The 15,635-nt window shown below is 35.3% G+C and carries 18 protein-coding genes and 3 tRNA genes; 9 read left to right on the top strand and 12 right to left on the bottom strand.

Annotated features, from left to right (window positions below; all coding sequences use genetic code 11):
* Positions 1 to 4: 4 nt before the first annotated feature.
* The 4 genes from FNJ88_RS07515 to FNJ88_RS07500 all read left to right on the top strand — a co-directional run bounded on the left by FNJ88_RS07515 (position 5) and on the right by FNJ88_RS07500 (position 2,112).
* On the top strand, positions 5 to 268 hold the full coding sequence (locus tag FNJ88_RS07515) for a DUF3820 family protein (RefSeq protein WP_143852588.1): 264 nt from the start codon (positions 5 to 7) through the stop codon (positions 266 to 268).
* Between the two features lie 88 nt (positions 269 to 356).
* The gene (locus tag FNJ88_RS07510; protein WP_143852587.1) at positions 357 to 683 is read left to right on the top strand and encodes a PadR family transcriptional regulator; all 327 of its coding nucleotides are present in this window, start codon (positions 357 to 359) and stop codon (positions 681 to 683) included.
* Positions 680 to 1,402 carry a hypothetical protein gene (locus tag FNJ88_RS07505; protein WP_143852586.1) on the top strand — a complete coding sequence of 241 codons (723 nt, stop codon included), beginning with the start codon at positions 680 to 682 and terminating at the stop codon, positions 1,400 to 1,402. Before FNJ88_RS07510 ends, FNJ88_RS07505 begins: the two co-directional genes overlap by 4 nt.
* Positions 1,399 to 2,112: a hypothetical protein gene (locus tag FNJ88_RS07500; RefSeq protein ID WP_143852585.1), complete on the top strand. Its 714-nt coding sequence runs from the start codon at positions 1,399 to 1,401 to the stop codon at positions 2,110 to 2,112. Before FNJ88_RS07505 ends, FNJ88_RS07500 begins: the two co-directional genes overlap by 4 nt.
* A 5-nt stretch (positions 2,113 to 2,117) precedes the next feature.
* Here the strand turns inward: FNJ88_RS07500 and uvrB are convergent, their stop codons facing one another.
* From uvrB to FNJ88_RS07485, 3 genes are all read right to left on the bottom strand, one after another.
* The gene (uvrB, locus tag FNJ88_RS07495; RefSeq protein WP_143852584.1) at positions 2,118 to 4,112 is read right to left on the bottom strand and encodes an excinuclease ABC subunit UvrB; all 1,995 of its coding nucleotides are present in this window, start codon (positions 4,110 to 4,112) and stop codon (positions 2,118 to 2,120) included.
* A gap of 179 nt (positions 4,113 to 4,291) precedes the next feature.
* Entirely contained in the window at positions 4,292 to 5,698 is a 1,407-nt protein-coding gene (locus FNJ88_RS07490) for a M56 family metallopeptidase (protein WP_143852583.1), read from the bottom strand.
* A 4-nt stretch (positions 5,699 to 5,702) separates the two neighbouring features.
* Positions 5,703 to 6,071, bottom strand: a complete 369-nt coding sequence (locus tag FNJ88_RS07485) for a BlaI/MecI/CopY family transcriptional regulator (RefSeq protein ID WP_143852582.1) — start codon at positions 6,069 to 6,071, stop codon at positions 5,703 to 5,705.
* A 135-nt stretch (positions 6,072 to 6,206) separates the two neighbouring features.
* On the opposite strand from FNJ88_RS07485, the gene FNJ88_RS07480 reads away from it, so the two are divergent.
* Positions 6,207 to 7,448 carry a PQQ-dependent sugar dehydrogenase gene (locus FNJ88_RS07480; protein ID WP_143852581.1) on the top strand — a complete coding sequence of 414 codons (1,242 nt, stop codon included), beginning with the start codon at positions 6,207 to 6,209 and terminating at the stop codon, positions 7,446 to 7,448.
* A gap of 6 nt (positions 7,449 to 7,454) precedes the next feature.
* On the opposite strand, the gene FNJ88_RS07475 is transcribed toward FNJ88_RS07480, so the two are convergent.
* From FNJ88_RS07475 to FNJ88_RS07440, 8 genes are all read right to left on the bottom strand, one after another.
* The gene (locus FNJ88_RS07475) at positions 7,455 to 7,964 is read right to left on the bottom strand and encodes a DUF6973 domain-containing protein (protein WP_143852580.1); all 510 of its coding nucleotides are present in this window, start codon (positions 7,962 to 7,964) and stop codon (positions 7,455 to 7,457) included.
* A gap of 53 nt (positions 7,965 to 8,017) precedes the next feature.
* A complete protein-coding gene (accD, locus tag FNJ88_RS07470; protein ID WP_143852579.1) occupies positions 8,018 to 8,869 on the bottom strand; it encodes an acetyl-CoA carboxylase, carboxyltransferase subunit beta in 852 nt (283 codons plus the stop codon).
* An 80-nt stretch (positions 8,870 to 8,949) separates the two neighbouring features.
* Entirely contained in the window at positions 8,950 to 10,017 is a 1,068-nt protein-coding gene (fbaA, locus tag FNJ88_RS07465) for a class II fructose-bisphosphate aldolase (protein ID WP_143852578.1), read from the bottom strand.
* 71 nt (positions 10,018 to 10,088) lie between these two features.
* Positions 10,089 to 10,955 carry an NAD kinase gene (locus tag FNJ88_RS07460; protein WP_143853888.1) on the bottom strand — a complete coding sequence of 289 codons (867 nt, stop codon included), beginning with the start codon at positions 10,953 to 10,955 and terminating at the stop codon, positions 10,089 to 10,091.
* A 3-nt stretch (positions 10,956 to 10,958) separates the two neighbouring features.
* The gene (locus tag FNJ88_RS07455; RefSeq protein WP_143852577.1) at positions 10,959 to 11,612 is read right to left on the bottom strand and encodes a CBS domain-containing protein; all 654 of its coding nucleotides are present in this window, start codon (positions 11,610 to 11,612) and stop codon (positions 10,959 to 10,961) included.
* Positions 11,613 to 11,745: 133 nt separating this feature from the next.
* Positions 11,746 to 12,660, bottom strand: coding sequence for a DMT family transporter (locus tag FNJ88_RS07450; RefSeq protein WP_143852576.1), 915 nt, complete (start codon positions 12,658 to 12,660; stop codon positions 11,746 to 11,748).
* Positions 12,650 to 13,303: a leucyl/phenylalanyl-tRNA--protein transferase gene (gene aat, locus FNJ88_RS07445; protein ID WP_143852575.1), complete on the bottom strand. Its 654-nt coding sequence runs from the start codon at positions 13,301 to 13,303 to the stop codon at positions 12,650 to 12,652. Before aat ends, FNJ88_RS07450 begins: the two co-directional genes overlap by 11 nt.
* A gap of 55 nt (positions 13,304 to 13,358) precedes the next feature.
* Positions 13,359 to 13,736: a DUF3127 domain-containing protein gene (locus FNJ88_RS07440; protein WP_143852574.1), complete on the bottom strand. Its 378-nt coding sequence runs from the start codon at positions 13,734 to 13,736 to the stop codon at positions 13,359 to 13,361.
* A gap of 159 nt (positions 13,737 to 13,895) precedes the next feature.
* Here FNJ88_RS07440 and FNJ88_RS07435 point away from each other — a divergent pair.
* The 3 genes from FNJ88_RS07435 to FNJ88_RS07425 all read left to right on the top strand — a co-directional run bounded on the left by FNJ88_RS07435 (position 13,896) and on the right by FNJ88_RS07425 (position 14,180).
* Positions 13,896 to 13,977, top strand: a tRNA-Leu gene (locus FNJ88_RS07435).
* A 37-nt stretch (positions 13,978 to 14,014) separates the two neighbouring features.
* Positions 14,015 to 14,087: transfer RNA gene (locus FNJ88_RS07430), tRNA-Gly, on the top strand.
* A 9-nt stretch (positions 14,088 to 14,096) separates the two neighbouring features.
* Positions 14,097 to 14,180, top strand: a tRNA-Leu gene (locus tag FNJ88_RS07425).
* A gap of 76 nt (positions 14,181 to 14,256) precedes the next feature.
* Here FNJ88_RS07425 and FNJ88_RS07420 read toward each other — a convergent pair.
* Entirely contained in the window at positions 14,257 to 14,616 is a 360-nt protein-coding gene (locus FNJ88_RS07420) for an SOS response-associated peptidase (protein ID WP_143852573.1), read from the bottom strand.
* Between the two features lie 369 nt (positions 14,617 to 14,985).
* Between FNJ88_RS07420 and FNJ88_RS07415 the strand changes: the two genes are divergently transcribed.
* A complete protein-coding gene (locus tag FNJ88_RS07415) occupies positions 14,986 to 15,495 on the top strand; it encodes a hypothetical protein (RefSeq protein WP_143852572.1) in 510 nt (169 codons plus the stop codon).
* The last annotated feature ends 140 nt before the right edge of the window (positions 15,496 to 15,635 follow it).

Here is a 15,635-nt window from a genome sequence, read left to right as displayed (position 1 = left end):
TAACATGATTCCTGAGCTCCGTCCTGAAATTTTACTAGAAATCTGCAAAACTGAAATGCCTTTCGGTAAGCACAAAGGAACTCTCATCGTGAATCTCCCTATAAATTATCTGGAATGGTTTCAACGACAAGGGATGCCGCCTGGAAAATTAGGCATGCAACTTTCTACCATCTACGAAATAAAAATGAACGGTTTAATGGAATTACTTAATCCACTGAGAGGTAAAGCTGCTCCGACCAAAACCAAGAAAACGATTTATAAGTTCTAGGACAAGACCGGTTATTTTTTTAAATAATTCAACCATTTCTACATACCTAATAATTTTATGCATACATTTGTAAGGTATACTAATTACCATGGCAAAAAAGAACGCTTTATACAAAGGCACCCTCCAAAATATCATCCTGAAATTACTTTCTTCTGAAGTAAAAATGTACGGATACCAGTTAACCAAACGTGCAAAAGAACTCACGCAAGGCGAATTAGAAATGACTGAAGGCGCGCTTTACCCGCTATTACACAAATTAGAAAACGAAGGAATTATTTATTCCCATTTGCAAAATGTTAATGGCAGGGACCGGAAATACTATTTTTTAACAGAGAAAGGTAAGCGTCAACAAGCAGATCAGGAAACGGAAATGAAAAGTTATTTGTTTAATCTCAATACCATTTTTAGCAGATGATCACTTCTCAACAAAAACATGAACTCACCCTCTTTCTGAGTAATAAAAATTTACCTTTAGATCTAAAAAGTGAAATTTTAGATCATATTTTGGAACAAGTAGACTACAAGACAACATGTGAAAATAAAGATTTCAACACTTCATTTAATGAGATCAAAAAATCATGGAAGTGGGATCTGAAGATGTGTCGGCGCTTTGCCTGGGAAAAAAGCTATACAAAAATTCACCGCCAAACCATTAGGAAAACAGGTGTAGAAATTCTTAAAAAATCATTGCCTTATTTTGCTGCTTACCTGCTTGTTTCATTAGGATTAATGTTTTATAACAAGGCTCTGGCATCCAATTTTATTTTTACCATCAATTCTTTAGCGGTCATCATTTTCTTAATTATCCTACTTTTTAATCTTAAAATAATTAAAACAGCTTCTGCACCTTATGGTAAAAACAATATCAGCTATTTGCAAAAGAGAGCCTACTATTTTTTAATGGCCAATTTGATGATTCCCACCCTTGTTCTTTTAAATTTTGACAATAGGTTTGACAAATATTATCTCTCTTTAATGAACCTTGTAAACAACCATCAAGTTAATAAATGGCTTTTTATTTCAATTTTAATATTTAATGTCTATGCTTTCTTCTGGATTTACGGTTATCATTATTTTGTTGAATATAAAAAATCAGTACGTCATCTGGAACAAAAAATAGATTTTAAGCTATGATTACAGAAAAACAGAAGGCTGAAATTCAAAATTACCTTTTTGCAAAAAAACTTCCGGTCGATATTCTCATGGAAGTTCATGACCATTTCGTGTCGCAGATTACAGATCTGAAAACGGCAGAAGGTCTAACTTTCGAGCAAGCTTTTAGTAAGACAAAAGACAGTTGGAAAGAGGAATTAACCACTTTTTATCCTTTCTATATTTTACGAAAAATAGAAAATGTACTGATTACAAGATTTGAGCAAAAGATCAGGAAAAGAGAAATCACAACTAGGATCTTACAATCGCTTGCTTTAACATTCTTTATTTTCATTTTAGGTGTTATAACTTCGCAATTGAACAAAGATGTAATACTTACGTTTATCAAATATGCATTTTTAGGCATCAACCTATTTTGTTATGGAACTATTCTCTACAATTTGATTATTAATAATTTTATTTACAAAAAAGAATTTTCCGTCCTGAAATTTTCAACATATCATTGGCGCTCATACTTTGCGTTACCATTCTCTATTCTAGGATCCCATTTTCTAAAACCTATAACTTCTTGGACTTCAGAAATAAATGCGGAATTTTACTACAAAATATCAGTTCTTTTTCTTTTAGTATTGTGTTTAATTTACACCGGTATTAGTCAGATTAAATTAGCAAAGACTTTAAGAATTATAAAACCAAATCTTACGCTTAATAGAAAATCTATCGTGCGCTAAAAAAATCATTCTGTTTTTAAGGCATTAATTTCATCTCGCAACTTCGCAGCTTTAATGAAATCCAGGTTTTTAGCAGCGTTTTCCATTGCTTTTTGTTTTTCAGCAACTAATTTTTCGATATCCTCATTTCCATAAGTCGCTTTTTGTTCTGCCACTTTTCGCAGAATTTCTTTCTGAGTGTATTTCTCATCTGGGAAATCTTTGCTTCGGCCGACCAACACTTCAGAAATTTTCTTATTCAAAGCGGTAGGAACCATGCCATGCTTTTCATTGTACTCGATCTGTTTCTGACGGCGATATGCAGTTTCATCGATTGTAGCCTGCATGGATTTGGTCATTTTATCAGCATATAAAATCGCTTTACCATTCAAGTTCCGTGCTGCTCTACCAACGGTCTGCGTCATAGATCTTCTGGAACGTAGCATTCCTTCTTTATCAGCGTCGAGAATTGCGACTAAAGAAACCTCGGGTAGATCTAATCCTTCTCTTAATAAATTGACACCAACTAAAACATCAAACAAACCAACACGCAGATCCTGCATGATCTGAATACGGTCTAAAGTTTCCACATCAGAGTGAATATACCGTGTTCTAATTCCGAACTTCGTAAAATATTTAGTCAGTTCTTCGGCCATCTTCTTCGTTAAGGTTGTGACCAGTGTACGTTCATCAACTTCTGCACGCTTCTGAATTTCTTCCATTAAATCATCAATTTGATTCAACGAAGGACGAATTTCAATTACGGGATCCAGTAAACCGGTCGGACGAATTAACTGTTCGATATATTCACCACCTGTTTTTTCCAGTTCATAATCCGCGGGTGTTGCAGAAACATAAATCACTTGATTCTGTATCGCTTCAAATTCCTCAAATTTAAGCGGACGGTTATCCATCGCAGCAGGAAGTCGGAAACCGTGTTCCACCAAAACCTCTTTTCTACTGCGGTCACCTCCATACATGGCATGTACTTGAGAAACCGTCACGTGACTTTCATCAATGACCATCAAATAATCTTTGGGGAAATAATCTAATAAACAAAATGGACGAGAACCCGGTAACCTGCCATCAAAATAGCGGGAATAATTTTCTATTCCACTACAATAACCAAGCTCTTTCATCATTTCTAAATCAAACTCTGTTCTTTCCTGCAAGCGTTTTGCTTCATAAGGTTTTTCAATATCATTAAAGAAGTCCACCTGTTTTACCATGTCATCCTGAATCTCTTTGATCGCGCTGACCTGAGTCTCTTTGGATGTTACAAAAAGATTTGCTGGATAAATCTGAATCTGATCAAAGACCTGCATGACGTTTCCTGAAGTTGGATCAAAACTTTGAATGGTTTCAATCTCATCACCAAAAAACTGAATTCTGATCGCGTTGTCGGCATAAGCTGGAAAAACATCCACTACATCACCCTTCACTCTAAAAGTACCTCTGGTAAACTCATTGATCGTTCTCGAATACAAAGCATTAACCAAAGAGTGCAGTAAACTGGTACGCGTTACTTTTTGATTTTTTTCAATGGAAATTAATGATTTATGAAACTCTGCAGGATTTCCAATCCCATAAATACAAGAGACTGAAGCAACAATCAATACATCTCTTCTACCAGAAAGTAAACTGGCCGTTGCAGAAAGCCGAAGCTTTTCTACTTCTTCATTAATGGATAAATCCTTTTCAATATAGGTATTGGTAGAAGCAATAAATGCCTCCGGCTGATAATAATCGTAATAAGACACAAAATATTCGACGGCATTTTCAGGGAAAAATTCTTTGAATTCCATGAAAAGCTGTGCTGCCAAAGTCTTATTATGAGCTAAAACCAAAGTCGGTTTTTGCACATTATTTATGACATTAGCTATAGTAAAGGTTTTACCGGAACCCGTAACTCCGAGAAGAGTCTGGTATTTTTCCCCGATTTCTAAACCTTCGGTGAGTTTTTTTATGGCATTTGGCTGATCGCCAGTAGGTTTATATTCTGATTCAAGTTTGAATTGCATCTTGCAAAAATACGGAAAAGAAAAGATTCAATGGTGTTCCTAAATCATATATAGCAATAGAAGTTCTCTGTTAGATTTACCATATATTTTGCTGATTTTTTCATAAAAAAACCTCCAAAATCAATTTGGAGGCCTAAAACTAATGTATAAAATCTCGTTTATTTCTCTTTCTAATACTATTATTTCCGAACAGCGGGTCCTTCAAATTTCATTGTCAAAGGTAATTTAAAACGATATTTCACCGGTTTGCCATGCAGCTTCGCGGGAATCCAGACATGATCTGCACTTATCATCGTCAAAGCTCTTTCAGCTTCACGATTGAAGTTTTGGTTTGTACCTTCCGCGAAAATATCAGTCATCTTCCCATTCTCATCAATATTTGTATACACTGTCGCTTTAATTAAACCTTCATCACCTTTAAATATTGCAGTATTAAATTTGCTTGCCAATAAACTTCTAAACGCATTAATTCCACCTGGAAATTCTGGTAAAATATCTACAGTTTCTCCCTGTGCTTCTACTGGTTTCGGTGGAGCGACAGGGGCAGGAGCAACTTCTGCCTGCTTTACTTTAGTACGAACAGTATCTGCTGAGACTGCTAGATTTTCCACCGTTCTTTTTGCAATTATGGAAAGAAGGTCTGTATCATCGTTCTTTTTGGCGATCGTCGGTATAATTGAACTTTCTTTCACTTGTTTTATAAAAGAAGTTCTTTTATCATTTTCACTATTGTTTTGCCCGGTACTTTTCTTTGTGAAAGAAACAAATAAAATTACGAGTACTGGAAGAAGTGCAATTTTCTTCAATGTGGTAAATCTGGAATTTTTTGAAGTCATCATAATAAATCTTTTTTTTGTGTTATTAAAATCGAATTGGTGAGTCAGGTTAAAGTGTTGAGAAAATTTAATCTCTTTTAAAATCAAATGTTGGTAATTGCGAATATCATGATTGCGTCGCAAAACATAATCGTCAGCTAGAAATTCATGATTGGCAACCATCGCTTTCTTATAAAAAAATAAAGCAGGATTAAACCACGATAATATTTTTAGAAATTCAACAAAGAGGATATCTGCACTATGTTTTTCTTGAATATGACACTTTTCGTGTAAAAATATGCGATCATCGATTTGATCATTAATGAAATATTTTTTATTGAAATACATCGTGCTCAAAAAGCTGAACGGAGCGTAATCTTTCTCTATAATCATCACTTTCTGGTCCCCTAATCTTCGTTGTTCTCCCTTCACAAATTTAATCTTAGCAATAGCGTAAATGAACTTGATCAGAAATAAGGCAGAAACCAAAAGATAGGCAATTATTAAAATCCTAACCCAATCCACACTTGTAGATTCGGACCCATTTAACTGTGGTATTATCGGCAAAGGATTACCTATCAATAAGTTAGACTCACCTATGGTTTTAAGACGGGAACCGAAAGGAATAAACGGAACGGCATAAGCAAAAAGTAAAGTTGTCAGAAGAAATACCCTATTAAATTTAAAAGTTCGGTCCTTTTCTAAAAACACATAATAGAACCCAATCAGTAAACAGGAAGATATAAGGATTTTTAAAATAAGTGTTTCCATGTTTTTAATCTTTTATTTGATGATCGATGATATCCCGAAGATCCTTTAATTGCGACTGAGAAAGTTTTTTATTTGACGCAAAAAAAGAAGCGAACTGCGAAACGGAACTATTAAAAAAACGGTCAATCATTGAGGTCATTTCATGATTGAAATAAACTTCTTTTTCAACTTTCGGAAAATACTCTCGGGAATTCCCAAACGTTTTGTAACCTACCAGATCTTTAGTTTGCATCCTTTTTAAAAGAGTCGCAACAGTAGTTGATGCTGGCTTTGGTTCAGGATACAGGTCTAATATATCTTTCATGAAAGCTGTGTTTCGATCCCATAGGATTTCCATGATCTCCTTTTCTGCTTCTGTTAATCTCTGTTTCATTTCTACAAGTCTATATTCAACTCTACAAATGTAGAACAACTTTTTTAATTGACAATTTATTTTTGTAAAAAACTTAAAATAAATAACACGGAACGCTATTTGTTGCTGATTATAGTGCATAAAAATAATTTCTCTATGAAATCTCCAACTGATACTATTTCTATATTTTTGATTTTTTTGGTGTTAACATCTTGTAACGGTAACTCAAAAACAATATCAAATAAAGACCATAACGAAACGCCGAAAGGTCAGCTACCAAATCCTGAAACAGCCGATAAAAACGCACCTTCTTACCAATCTGCTTTTACTGGCCAATCCCGCGTAAAAGGTCTAAAAACAAATACACCGTATAACGTTGAAATCATCAATTCTAACTTGGGGAAACCTTGGGGAATTATCAACCTGCCAGATGGAAGATTCATAACAACTGAGAAATCTGGGTTTATGCGTATTCTTTCGAAAGATGGACAACTATTGACTACAATCACTGGTTTCCCCAAAGTCGATTCCAAAGCACAAGGTGGATTATTAGACGTTGCCTTAGATCCCGATTTTACATCAAACAGAATGATTTATTATACGTTTTCAGAACCAGTAGAAGGAGGAAATCACACCGCAGTCGGGAAAGGAAGGCTTTCTGCAGATGAAAAAATGATTGAAAATCTACAAGTTATTTTCAGAGCCACACCAACCTATGATGGGAAATTACATTACGGCAGCAGACTGCTTTTTGATAGAGAAGGAAATCTTTTTGTAAGTACAGGGGAACGCTCGGATATACAGACGAGACCTTTTGCACAGGATCCTCTGGCATATTTAGGAAAAGTATTAAGAATAACCAAAGAAGGAAAACCAGCAACTGAGAATCCATTTATAGGCAACTCCAAATTTAAACCTGAAATCTACTCTTATGGTCACAGAAATCCACAAGGTTTAGCAATGGATGAAAAAGGGCAACTTTGGGAAGCTGAAATGGGCCCGAAAGGTGGAGATGAAGTTAATCTGATCCAGCCAGGAAAAAACTATGGATGGGGAAATATCACTTACGGTCTTGAGTATAGTGGTAAGAAAATTAACAACGGCATTACGCAAAAGGAAGGTACTGAACAACCAATCTATTATTGGGATCCTTCTATTTCCATGAGTGGTATTGATTTTTACACTGGCAATATCGATGAGTGGAAAAACAACATGATGCTGGGATGCCTTAGTGGTGAAAAAATTATCCGATTAGTCATCATAAACAATAAGGTGGTTGGTGAAGAATGGCTACTGGAAGATCAAAATGAACGATTCCGAGATATTCTCAGTGGACAGGATGGAAATCTATACAGCATCACGGATAGCGGTAAATTTTATAGAATTTCAAAGAAATAATCCGATTTATTTCTCTAGATAAACCAAATCACCTTTAAAATCATCATTAAGCGTTTTCAACACTTTTGCAGTTTTAGTTTTGCTCTTTAGTTCATCAACGAAAAAGTTCGTCTCAAAAAACTGTCTGTGAACACCGGAAAGCATTTGCATAAAATAATCTAAACCAACTTGGTTATTGTGCAAATCCATCTTGGTTTCGAGCGGTTTATTAGGGAAAAGTTCTTCGTGCAGATCAGTCATTTTTTTGCAATAATCCAATGCTTTCTCAGGTGAAGAAATTTTACAGCAATACATCATGATCAAGCAAGTCCAAAGTGAATGACGAAATGCATTGCCTACTCCATTATTAGAATGCGTTTTTGGAAAATGCTTTTGAGCTAAGGAAAAACTTCTTAACGTAGCATAAAGTCCCAAAATCGAAAAAAGAGGATGTGGCAACGTTAACTTCAAAAGTTTCATCATCTTACCGAAACTTAGTGATCGCAGCGTAGTAAATATAATTTTGAAATTTCTCATCAAAAGAAATCCCACCTATATTGAGGTGAGATCATTTAATTATTTATATATTTTTACGCGTGGCTTAATAATTTTACTGTTTTGGAAACTTTATCTTTAATTTCTGTTCTTTTAACGATAAAATCAACAAATCCTTTTTCCTGCAAAAATTCAGACGTCTGGAATCCTTCAGGTAAATCTTTACCAATGGTTTCACGAATTACCCGTGGACCAGCGAAGCCGATCAACGCACCGGGTTCTGCCATGATAATATCTGCGGTCATTGCAAAAGAAGCCGTAATTCCACCAAAAGTAGGATCACATAAATAAGCGATATATAATAACCCAGCTTCTGAAAGCTGCGCTAATTTTGACTGAACTTTCGCCAGCTGCATCAAAGAATAAGTTGCCTCCTGCATTCTTGCTCCACCTGACTGGCAGATAATCATGTAGGGGAGTTTATGCTCAATACAGTAATCAACAGCACGACGGATTTTCTCGCCCATCACAGAACCTAATGATCCCCCGATAAAGCTAAAGTCCATACATGAGATCACCATCTTTTCTCCATTTACAGTTCCTACTGCATTTCGGATCGAGTCGGTTAGTTTTGTTTTGGCTTTTACTTCTTTCAAGCGGTCGGTGTACGATTTTGTATCCTTAAACTGGAGCATATCCACACTTTCAACATTCGCATCAAGTTCTGTGAATGTATTCTCATCAAAAAGAATAGAAAAGAATTCTTTACTGCCAATTCTTACATGGAAACCATCTTCCGGAGACACATAATTATTCGCTTTTAATTCTTCGTGTTCGATGATCTTCCCCGTGAGCGTTTGATGCCAAAGTCCTTTCGGAACATCTTTTTTATCTTCCGTAGAGGTCGTGATATTCTGTGTTTTTCTTTTAAACCAGTCGAATGCCATTTATTTAAATTTTAGATTACAAATTTCAGACTACAAATAAAAACAAATTGATTTTAAAAATAGAATCTAAAACTGTTTAATTACAACGTATTGATATTGTTAAGATCTTCGAAGGCTTGTTCTAATCTTTTACCGAAAGTTTCCTCTCCTTTTCTCATCCAGCCTCTTGGATCGTAATATTTCTTATTTGGTTTATCAGAACCATCTGGATTTCCGATTTGACTTTTCAGATATTCTATATTATTAACCATATAGTCTCTAATTCCTTCTGTATAAGCAAATTGCAAATCGGTATCAATATTCATTTTGATCACTCCATAATCGATGGCTTCTCTAATTTCTTCATGTGAAGAACCGGAACCACCATGGAATACAAAGTTAATTGGTTTCGCTCCAAGACCAAATTTCTCTTCTACAAACTTCTGAGAATTATCAAGAATCTTTGGAGTCAATTTTACATTTCCAGGTTTGTAAACACCATGAACATTTCCAAAAGCAGCAGCTATGGTAAAGTTTGGTGAAATTGCATTTAATCTTTCATAAGCATAAGCCACCTCATCTGGTTGCGTATATAATTTTGAAGAATCTACGCCAGAATTATCAACTCCATCTTCTTCACCACCCGTAATACCAAGTTCAATTTCCAACGTCATTCCCATCTTAGCCATTCTTTCGAAATACTTATAAGAAATATCCAAGTTTTCTTCGATTGGCTCCTCTGACAGATCAAGCATATGTGAAGAATAAAGCGATTTGCCGGTTTGTGCAAAAAACTCTTCATTAGCATCCATCAATCCATCAATCCAAGGCAATAATTTCTTAGCACAATGATCAGTATGCAAAATTACAGTCGCTCCATAAGCTTCTGCTAAAGTATGAATATGCTTTGCACCAGCTACACCACCTAAGATAGCCGCTTTCTGTGCATCATTGCTTAATCCTTTCCCGGCGTTGAAGGCTGCTCCACCGTTAGAGAATTGGATAATTACAGGTGAATTTAATCTCGCTGCAGTTTCCATGGTCGCATTTACATTGCTGGAACCAATCACATTAACCGCGGGAAGTGCAAATTTATTTTCTTTTGCGAACTGAAAAATGTCCGTAACCATTTGTCCTGTGGCAACTCCTGCCGGAAACTTTTTGCTCATAACTGATATTTTTATAGATTTATTTTTTGCTGTTTTTGGAACAGTAAAGTTAAGAATTTTAACTGAAACATTTAATTTCTTTTGTCATTGCCCCACAGCAATTTCTGACGTATGGTTTCGTAAAAACTTAAATTATTAGGATGCACCAGTAGAAGTTTGAAATGTGCCTTCCGTAAAATCACTTCCACATCTGTTTCCATATGAAAAAGACGGGAATCAAGTGATAGTGAATATTGTGGGACACGGCTTTTCACGTTTAAACGAATTTCCACATCATCATTTACAATAAGAGGACGAACATTTAAATTATGAGGTGCAATTGGCGTGATAACAAAGTTATTATTGTTGGGCGTAATAATAGGTCCACCGCAACTTAAGGAATACGCCGTAGATCCTGTAGGAGTAGAGATAATAAGTCCATCTCCCCAAAAAGTATTAAGAAACTCACCGTTGATGTAAGATTCTACCGTAATCATAGCCGTGGTTTCCTTCCTGGAAATCGTTAAATCATTTAGTGCGAAAGGAAAAAACATTGAATTGTTTGGGGAAACAATTTCAATGACGGAGCGGGCACTGATCTTAACCTCGCCTCTAATGATCCCATCTAATTCAAGGAAAATTTCTTCTTTGGTAAAACTTGCCAAAAAACCTAATCTTCCGGTATTCACACCTACCACTGGTATTTCTAAGTCCTGTACGAAAAGCAAAGAATTTACAATCGTTCCATCTCCACCAAAAGTAAAAAAGTAATCTACTTTTTTCTCTTTTAGATCTTCTTTTGAAGCAAAAGTTTCAAAACCTTTTGAGAACTGCATTGCTTTTGCCATTTCTTCATAAAGGATTGCCTGAATGCCTCGTTTCTCAAGTTCGGACACAAATTTACTTAGATACAAAAACGTATCTAAATCATTTTTCTGCGAATAAATGGCTGCCTTTATCATCTAGAATTCCATATATTTTTGAAAAAAACCGAATCTATCTTTCAAGAGTTCTTCTTTTTCATCATCATAATATTTATGAACCACACTGTAACCATATCTTTCAAAGGTTTCATCGATCGAGCTCAGGTTCTCGCTGCTGATCTTTAGACTAATCTGTACATCGTCACCTTCAAAAGCACTTATATAACATCCGTAAATTTTAGCATTATTCGATTCTACAATTTTGCAAACCTCGGTCATTGAATAACTTCTCTTATTGATCTGAACGACAAGCAAAGCTCCATTTTCTGAAAACAAAGGATATTTCGCAAATTCAGAAAACAGATCATCACACGTAAGATAGCCTTCATATTTTTCAAGCTTGTTGATGATCGGCACAACATTACTGTTAAAAGTATGGAAAAGCCTTATAGAATCCAGCACATTTCCATCATTCAGTAAAGCGAATTTCTCGTAATGATGCTCCAAAGTCGCAAGACTTCCTTCAGGACTTTCCTCTAAAAAAGGCTGACTTAAAGCGCCCTGGTAAATTCCTTTCTTTTTGATAAAAACATGCGAATAGCCAAATTCTTTTGCCATTTCATTCGCCACTTCAATAGAATCGCTGGTATTGAATGCCGGGTAATCTTTGGAAATATAATCTTTAATAAACATTAGTCAAATTTAGCAAAATATTAAAAAGGAAATAATTTTCGATATTATTAAATTTTTACAGAGAAAGCTTGTATCGTATTTTTAATTTTATATATCTTTGTAGCCTTTCATTTTTACTTTTTATTAGATTTATTTAAAACCGCACGACTTTTGGGTCTTGTGGTTTTTGTTTTTTAGGGGATTTCGCTCTTAGGAAAATAAGTCCGGCAATAATTATTAAACCACCTACAAGCTGCATTGGCGTAAGCTTTTCACCATCCAAGATTCCCCAGATCACCGCAACTACTGGCATTAACAATGTCACCGTAGAAGCAAAAAGTGGTGTAGAGATGTTCAAGAGACGATAATTAAGCATCATCGCCAATCCCGTTCCAAAAATGGATAACAAACTCACAAACCCCAATCCTATAAACAATCCTTTGTTTGGATGAAGGTCCTGAAAAAATCCTGCAAAAACCAAAGCGATCAAAGAAGGCCCAATCAGCACAAATGAAAATACGAACGCTGACAAAATTTTAGCTGGAATTTCGTGAAGTTTCGATTTAACCGTAGTCATTGAAATGGCATAACATAAAGTCGCTAGTAATAATAAGAGAACTGGCACCAGTTTTAACTCCCCACTCTCGCCTCCGGAAAGTGCCAAAAGGCAAGCTCCAAAAAAACTAATTCCCACACCAAGCAATTGTCTCTTCGTGGTAGAAAATTTCCAGAAAAGAAATCCTACAATGATGATAAAAATAGGCATCATCGAATTAACGATTCCTGCAATACTACTGCTAACAGAAGTTTCAGCGATAGGAAAAAGAAACATGGGGATAAAATTTCCTGTTACGGCTGCCAGGATCAACCACTTTAAATGCTTCTTTGGAAATTTTTTAAAATTCGTGATCGCCATTGGGAGAAGAAGAATTCCTGCAATTAGCACCCGCAAAGCACCAACTTCATAAGGATTGAAATGTTCGAGTGATTTCTTAATAAGGATAAATGACGAACCCCAAATAATGGAAAGAACTATCAGTAAAATCCACTTTTCTTTTTCAGGATTCATGGTTGTTATTTTTTAATATTTTTAAGTAGTCCAGTTTAGAAATCATGGTTGCGCCAAGACTTTCCAAATGTTCTGAATGAATTTGACAATCAATTAACTCCAGACTGTCCTGGTACTTTTGAATGAAATATATAAATCCCGCTTTGGAAGCATTGCTCACTTTTGCAAACATACTTTCACCACAGAATACTTTACCAATCTGGATCCCATAAAAACCACCTACTAATTCTTCATTTTGCCAGACTTCAATGCTTTTGGCGATTCCTTTCTGATTTAGATTTACAAATGAATCGATCAACTCTTCTGAAATCCATGTTCCATCCTGATCTTTTCGAAAAATATTTTGGCACTCCTCCATTACATCCCGAAAACAGTGATTTTCAGTAAAAGTAAAAACCTCATCACGAAGAATCTTTCTCATTGATTTGGAAACTTTTAAATCTTTTGGAAAGAGCACAAAACGAGGATCGGGGCACCACCAAAGAATTTCCTCACCCGGATTGTACCAAGGGAATAAACCAAGTTGGTAAGCAAAATGCAATCTTTCGGGAGATAAGTCTCCACCAACAGCCATCACACCTGATTCCGATTTCAGTAAAAAAGGATCAGGAAAAGAAATTTCGTTAGGATTTAAAAGGATCATCAGAAAATTAAATCCTGCTGAATGAGCAGGATTTATAATATTTAAAATTTAATATTTAGAAAGGCAAATCATCTTCGTCCTCTTCAAAAACATTAGCACCTTGTGCTGGCGCTGCTGCCGAACTTGCTGGCGCTGCTTCAGTAGGCTCGAATCCTCCTGAACCTAAATTATCTACTCTCCACCCCGTAATTGAGTTGAAATATTTCACTTCTCCTTGGGGTGAAGTCCACTCTCTACCTCTTAAATTGATAGAAACTTTCACTTTATCTCCTTCTTTAAGTGGATTTAGTAAATCTCCTTTTTCCTGTAAAAATTCAATATTAATAGGTTGTGGATACTGCTCTTCGGTCATTAGGACCATTTCTCTCTTTTGAAATCCGCTTGCAAATGTCTGAACTTCAGATATTTTCTTTACTGTTCCTTGTAATTCCATGTTGTAAATTCGTTAATGGGGTAAAAGTAATAAAAATGAAGATAAAAAGAAAGTTCTGGGTCTATTTTCGATAAATTTAAAATTTTAAAAAAAATAGTTGGTTTAGAAGGAAAAAAGTATTTATATTTGCACTCATCAAAAAAAGAACAGTGTTCATTCGCGGATGTGATGTAATTGGTAGCCATGCCAGACTTAGGATCTGGTGCTGTGAGGCGTGGGGGTTCGAGTCCCTTCATCCGCACTTTTTTAGAAGTGTTTTTTATTAAAAAAAAACATACGCGAAAATAGCTCAGCTGGTAGAGCACGACCTTGCCAAGGTCGGGGTCGCGGGTTCGAATCCCGTTTTTCGCTCTCCACTTTGCCTTGGTGGTGGAATTGGTAGACACGCAGGACTTAAAATCCTGTGTCCGTAAGGATGTACGGGTTCAAGTCCCGTCCGAGGTACTAAACGCTGTTAATCATGTGATTAGCAGCGTTTTTCTTTTTAAAATCTTCTCGCTAAATTTATAGACAATCTTTATTAATGATAAATGGCATACCCTTTTATATGACCACACGAAAGGATTCGCGCGGCAGCGGGGGTTACAAAAACTAAACATCTATTAGAGACTGAGTTTTTAAAACTGGGTTTTCCAGTCAGAGTACCAATTCTCGCATTCAAAGTCATCTTCTGAATATCTCTGTTCTTAGCCCAAAAAAGTTTTAGATCCCAATCTCCCGGTATTGCTTCATCAGGATTTTCATCCATAATGATTAGTGTTTGGGGAAAAGAGAAGCCATTGAGAAAACCAGATCCTTTTAAGTCTGGAGCATTATACTCAACACCAAAGGAATCCTTTATTTCTTTCTTAGTAAGGTTGTTTGAAATATAGTAATACATACCTAATTTTGGAGTTTAATTGCTTCAAGTGAATCAACTTCTGTCAGATTATTGTCAAATTTACAAGATTTATGTTTTCCATAATCAGTTTCCCTTCTATTAATCAAGACTTTTTTTAAAGATGTAAGTCAAATATTCCTATATTTGGTCAGCACATCAGTAATGAACTTTAGATGAATAAAATCTCTATTCTTTTAATCTTTTTTACACTTCTTATCTCCTGTCAAGAATCTAAGGGTACTCAAGGACTTAAAGAGCCAATGGAGTTTTTTGGATATTAAAAATAAAATAATAAAATTAGCAGGTACTTCTACTATTCCGGATTTAAATCACTCTGATTTAAAATATTAAACAGAAAATAAAAAAAAGATGAAGAAAATTTTACTGATTGTATTGTTATCCTCTTTCAGTTGGGGATTTGGACAAACTGATTATTCGGTTATGAGTATGTCGATGCTTATGATTTTGAGGACAAGTAAAGATAAAGATGTGGAGGATTATTTAGAAGCCGAAAATTGGAAATACTTTTCTGGTGAAGAGGAAACGGATAATTCCGAGAAAGTGAAAGGTTATATACATAATCCTTCTTCAGATCTAAAATCGGGTGAAGAAAACCTTTTTATATTTTCGTCTAAACGCAGAAATTCTAATAGAGTTATGCTGTACGTACATTCTGACAAGCAACTTTTAGGATTTATAGCAGAATTAAAACAATACGGTGGAAAACTAATTAAGCAAGTTAAAAGAGAGGACTATTTTCTAGAAGTCTTTATGAAAGATGACGATATTATTGAATTCATAAAAATAGTAGAAATGGATAACCGTGGCAAGAAGAGAACGTCGTGGTACATTGATGTTGTTGATAAAAAAGATTATTAAGAAATAATGTCCAAACAATCAGAACAGGTTATAAACCTGTGACTATTACTGATGAGAAAGCACTTTTAGCCAACCTTAAATCCAACTGGAGAACTATAACAAAATTGTTTTTTCAGATAAGGAATTTGAGAAAGTTCTAA

Origin of the sequence: Chryseobacterium sp. SNU WT5, assembly GCF_007362475.1 — a bacterium.
GTDB lineage: Bacteria > Bacteroidota > Bacteroidia > Flavobacteriales > Weeksellaceae > Kaistella.
Note: the sequence above shows the minus strand (reverse complement) of the source record. Positions and strands in the feature narration are given on the sequence as shown.

Coding starts and splice junctions, on each gene's coding strand:
- FNJ88_RS07515 (WP_143852588.1), top strand. CDS start 5: ATGATTCCTGAGCTCCGTCCTGAAATTTTACTAGAAATCTGCAAAACT.
- FNJ88_RS07510 (WP_143852587.1), top strand. CDS start 357: ATGGCAAAAAAGAACGCTTTATACAAAGGCACCCTCCAAAATATCATC.
- FNJ88_RS07505 (WP_143852586.1), top strand. CDS start 680: ATGATCACTTCTCAACAAAAACATGAACTCACCCTCTTTCTGAGTAAT.
- FNJ88_RS07500 (WP_143852585.1), top strand. CDS start 1,399: ATGATTACAGAAAAACAGAAGGCTGAAATTCAAAATTACCTTTTTGCA.
- uvrB (WP_143852584.1), bottom strand. CDS start 4,112: ATGCAATTCAAACTTGAATCAGAATATAAACCTACTGGCGATCAGCCA.
- FNJ88_RS07490 (WP_143852583.1), bottom strand. CDS start 5,698: ATGGAAACACTTATTTTAAAAATCCTTATATCTTCCTGTTTACTGATT.
- FNJ88_RS07485 (WP_143852582.1), bottom strand. CDS start 6,071: ATGAAACAGAGATTAACAGAAGCAGAAAAGGAGATCATGGAAATCCTA.
- FNJ88_RS07480 (WP_143852581.1), top strand. CDS start 6,207: ATGAAATCTCCAACTGATACTATTTCTATATTTTTGATTTTTTTGGTG.
- FNJ88_RS07475 (WP_143852580.1), bottom strand. CDS start 7,964: ATGAGAAATTTCAAAATTATATTTACTACGCTGCGATCACTAAGTTTC.
- accD (WP_143852579.1), bottom strand. CDS start 8,869: ATGGCATTCGACTGGTTTAAAAGAAAAACACAGAATATCACGACCTCT.
- fbaA (WP_143852578.1), bottom strand. CDS start 10,017: ATGAGCAAAAAGTTTCCGGCAGGAGTTGCCACAGGACAAATGGTTACG.
- FNJ88_RS07455 (WP_143852577.1), bottom strand. CDS start 11,612: ATGTTTATTAAAGATTATATTTCCAAAGATTACCCGGCATTCAATACC.
- FNJ88_RS07450 (WP_143852576.1), bottom strand. CDS start 12,660: ATGAATCCTGAAAAAGAAAAGTGGATTTTACTGATAGTTCTTTCCATT.
- aat (WP_143852575.1), bottom strand. CDS start 13,303: ATGATCCTTTTAAATCCTAACGAAATTTCTTTTCCTGATCCTTTTTTA.
- FNJ88_RS07440 (WP_143852574.1), bottom strand. CDS start 13,736: ATGGAATTACAAGGAACAGTAAAGAAAATATCTGAAGTTCAGACATTT.
- FNJ88_RS07420 (WP_143852573.1), bottom strand. CDS start 14,616: ATGTATTACTATATTTCAAACAACCTTACTAAGAAAGAAATAAAGGAT.
- FNJ88_RS07415 (WP_143852572.1), top strand. CDS start 14,986: ATGAAGAAAATTTTACTGATTGTATTGTTATCCTCTTTCAGTTGGGGA.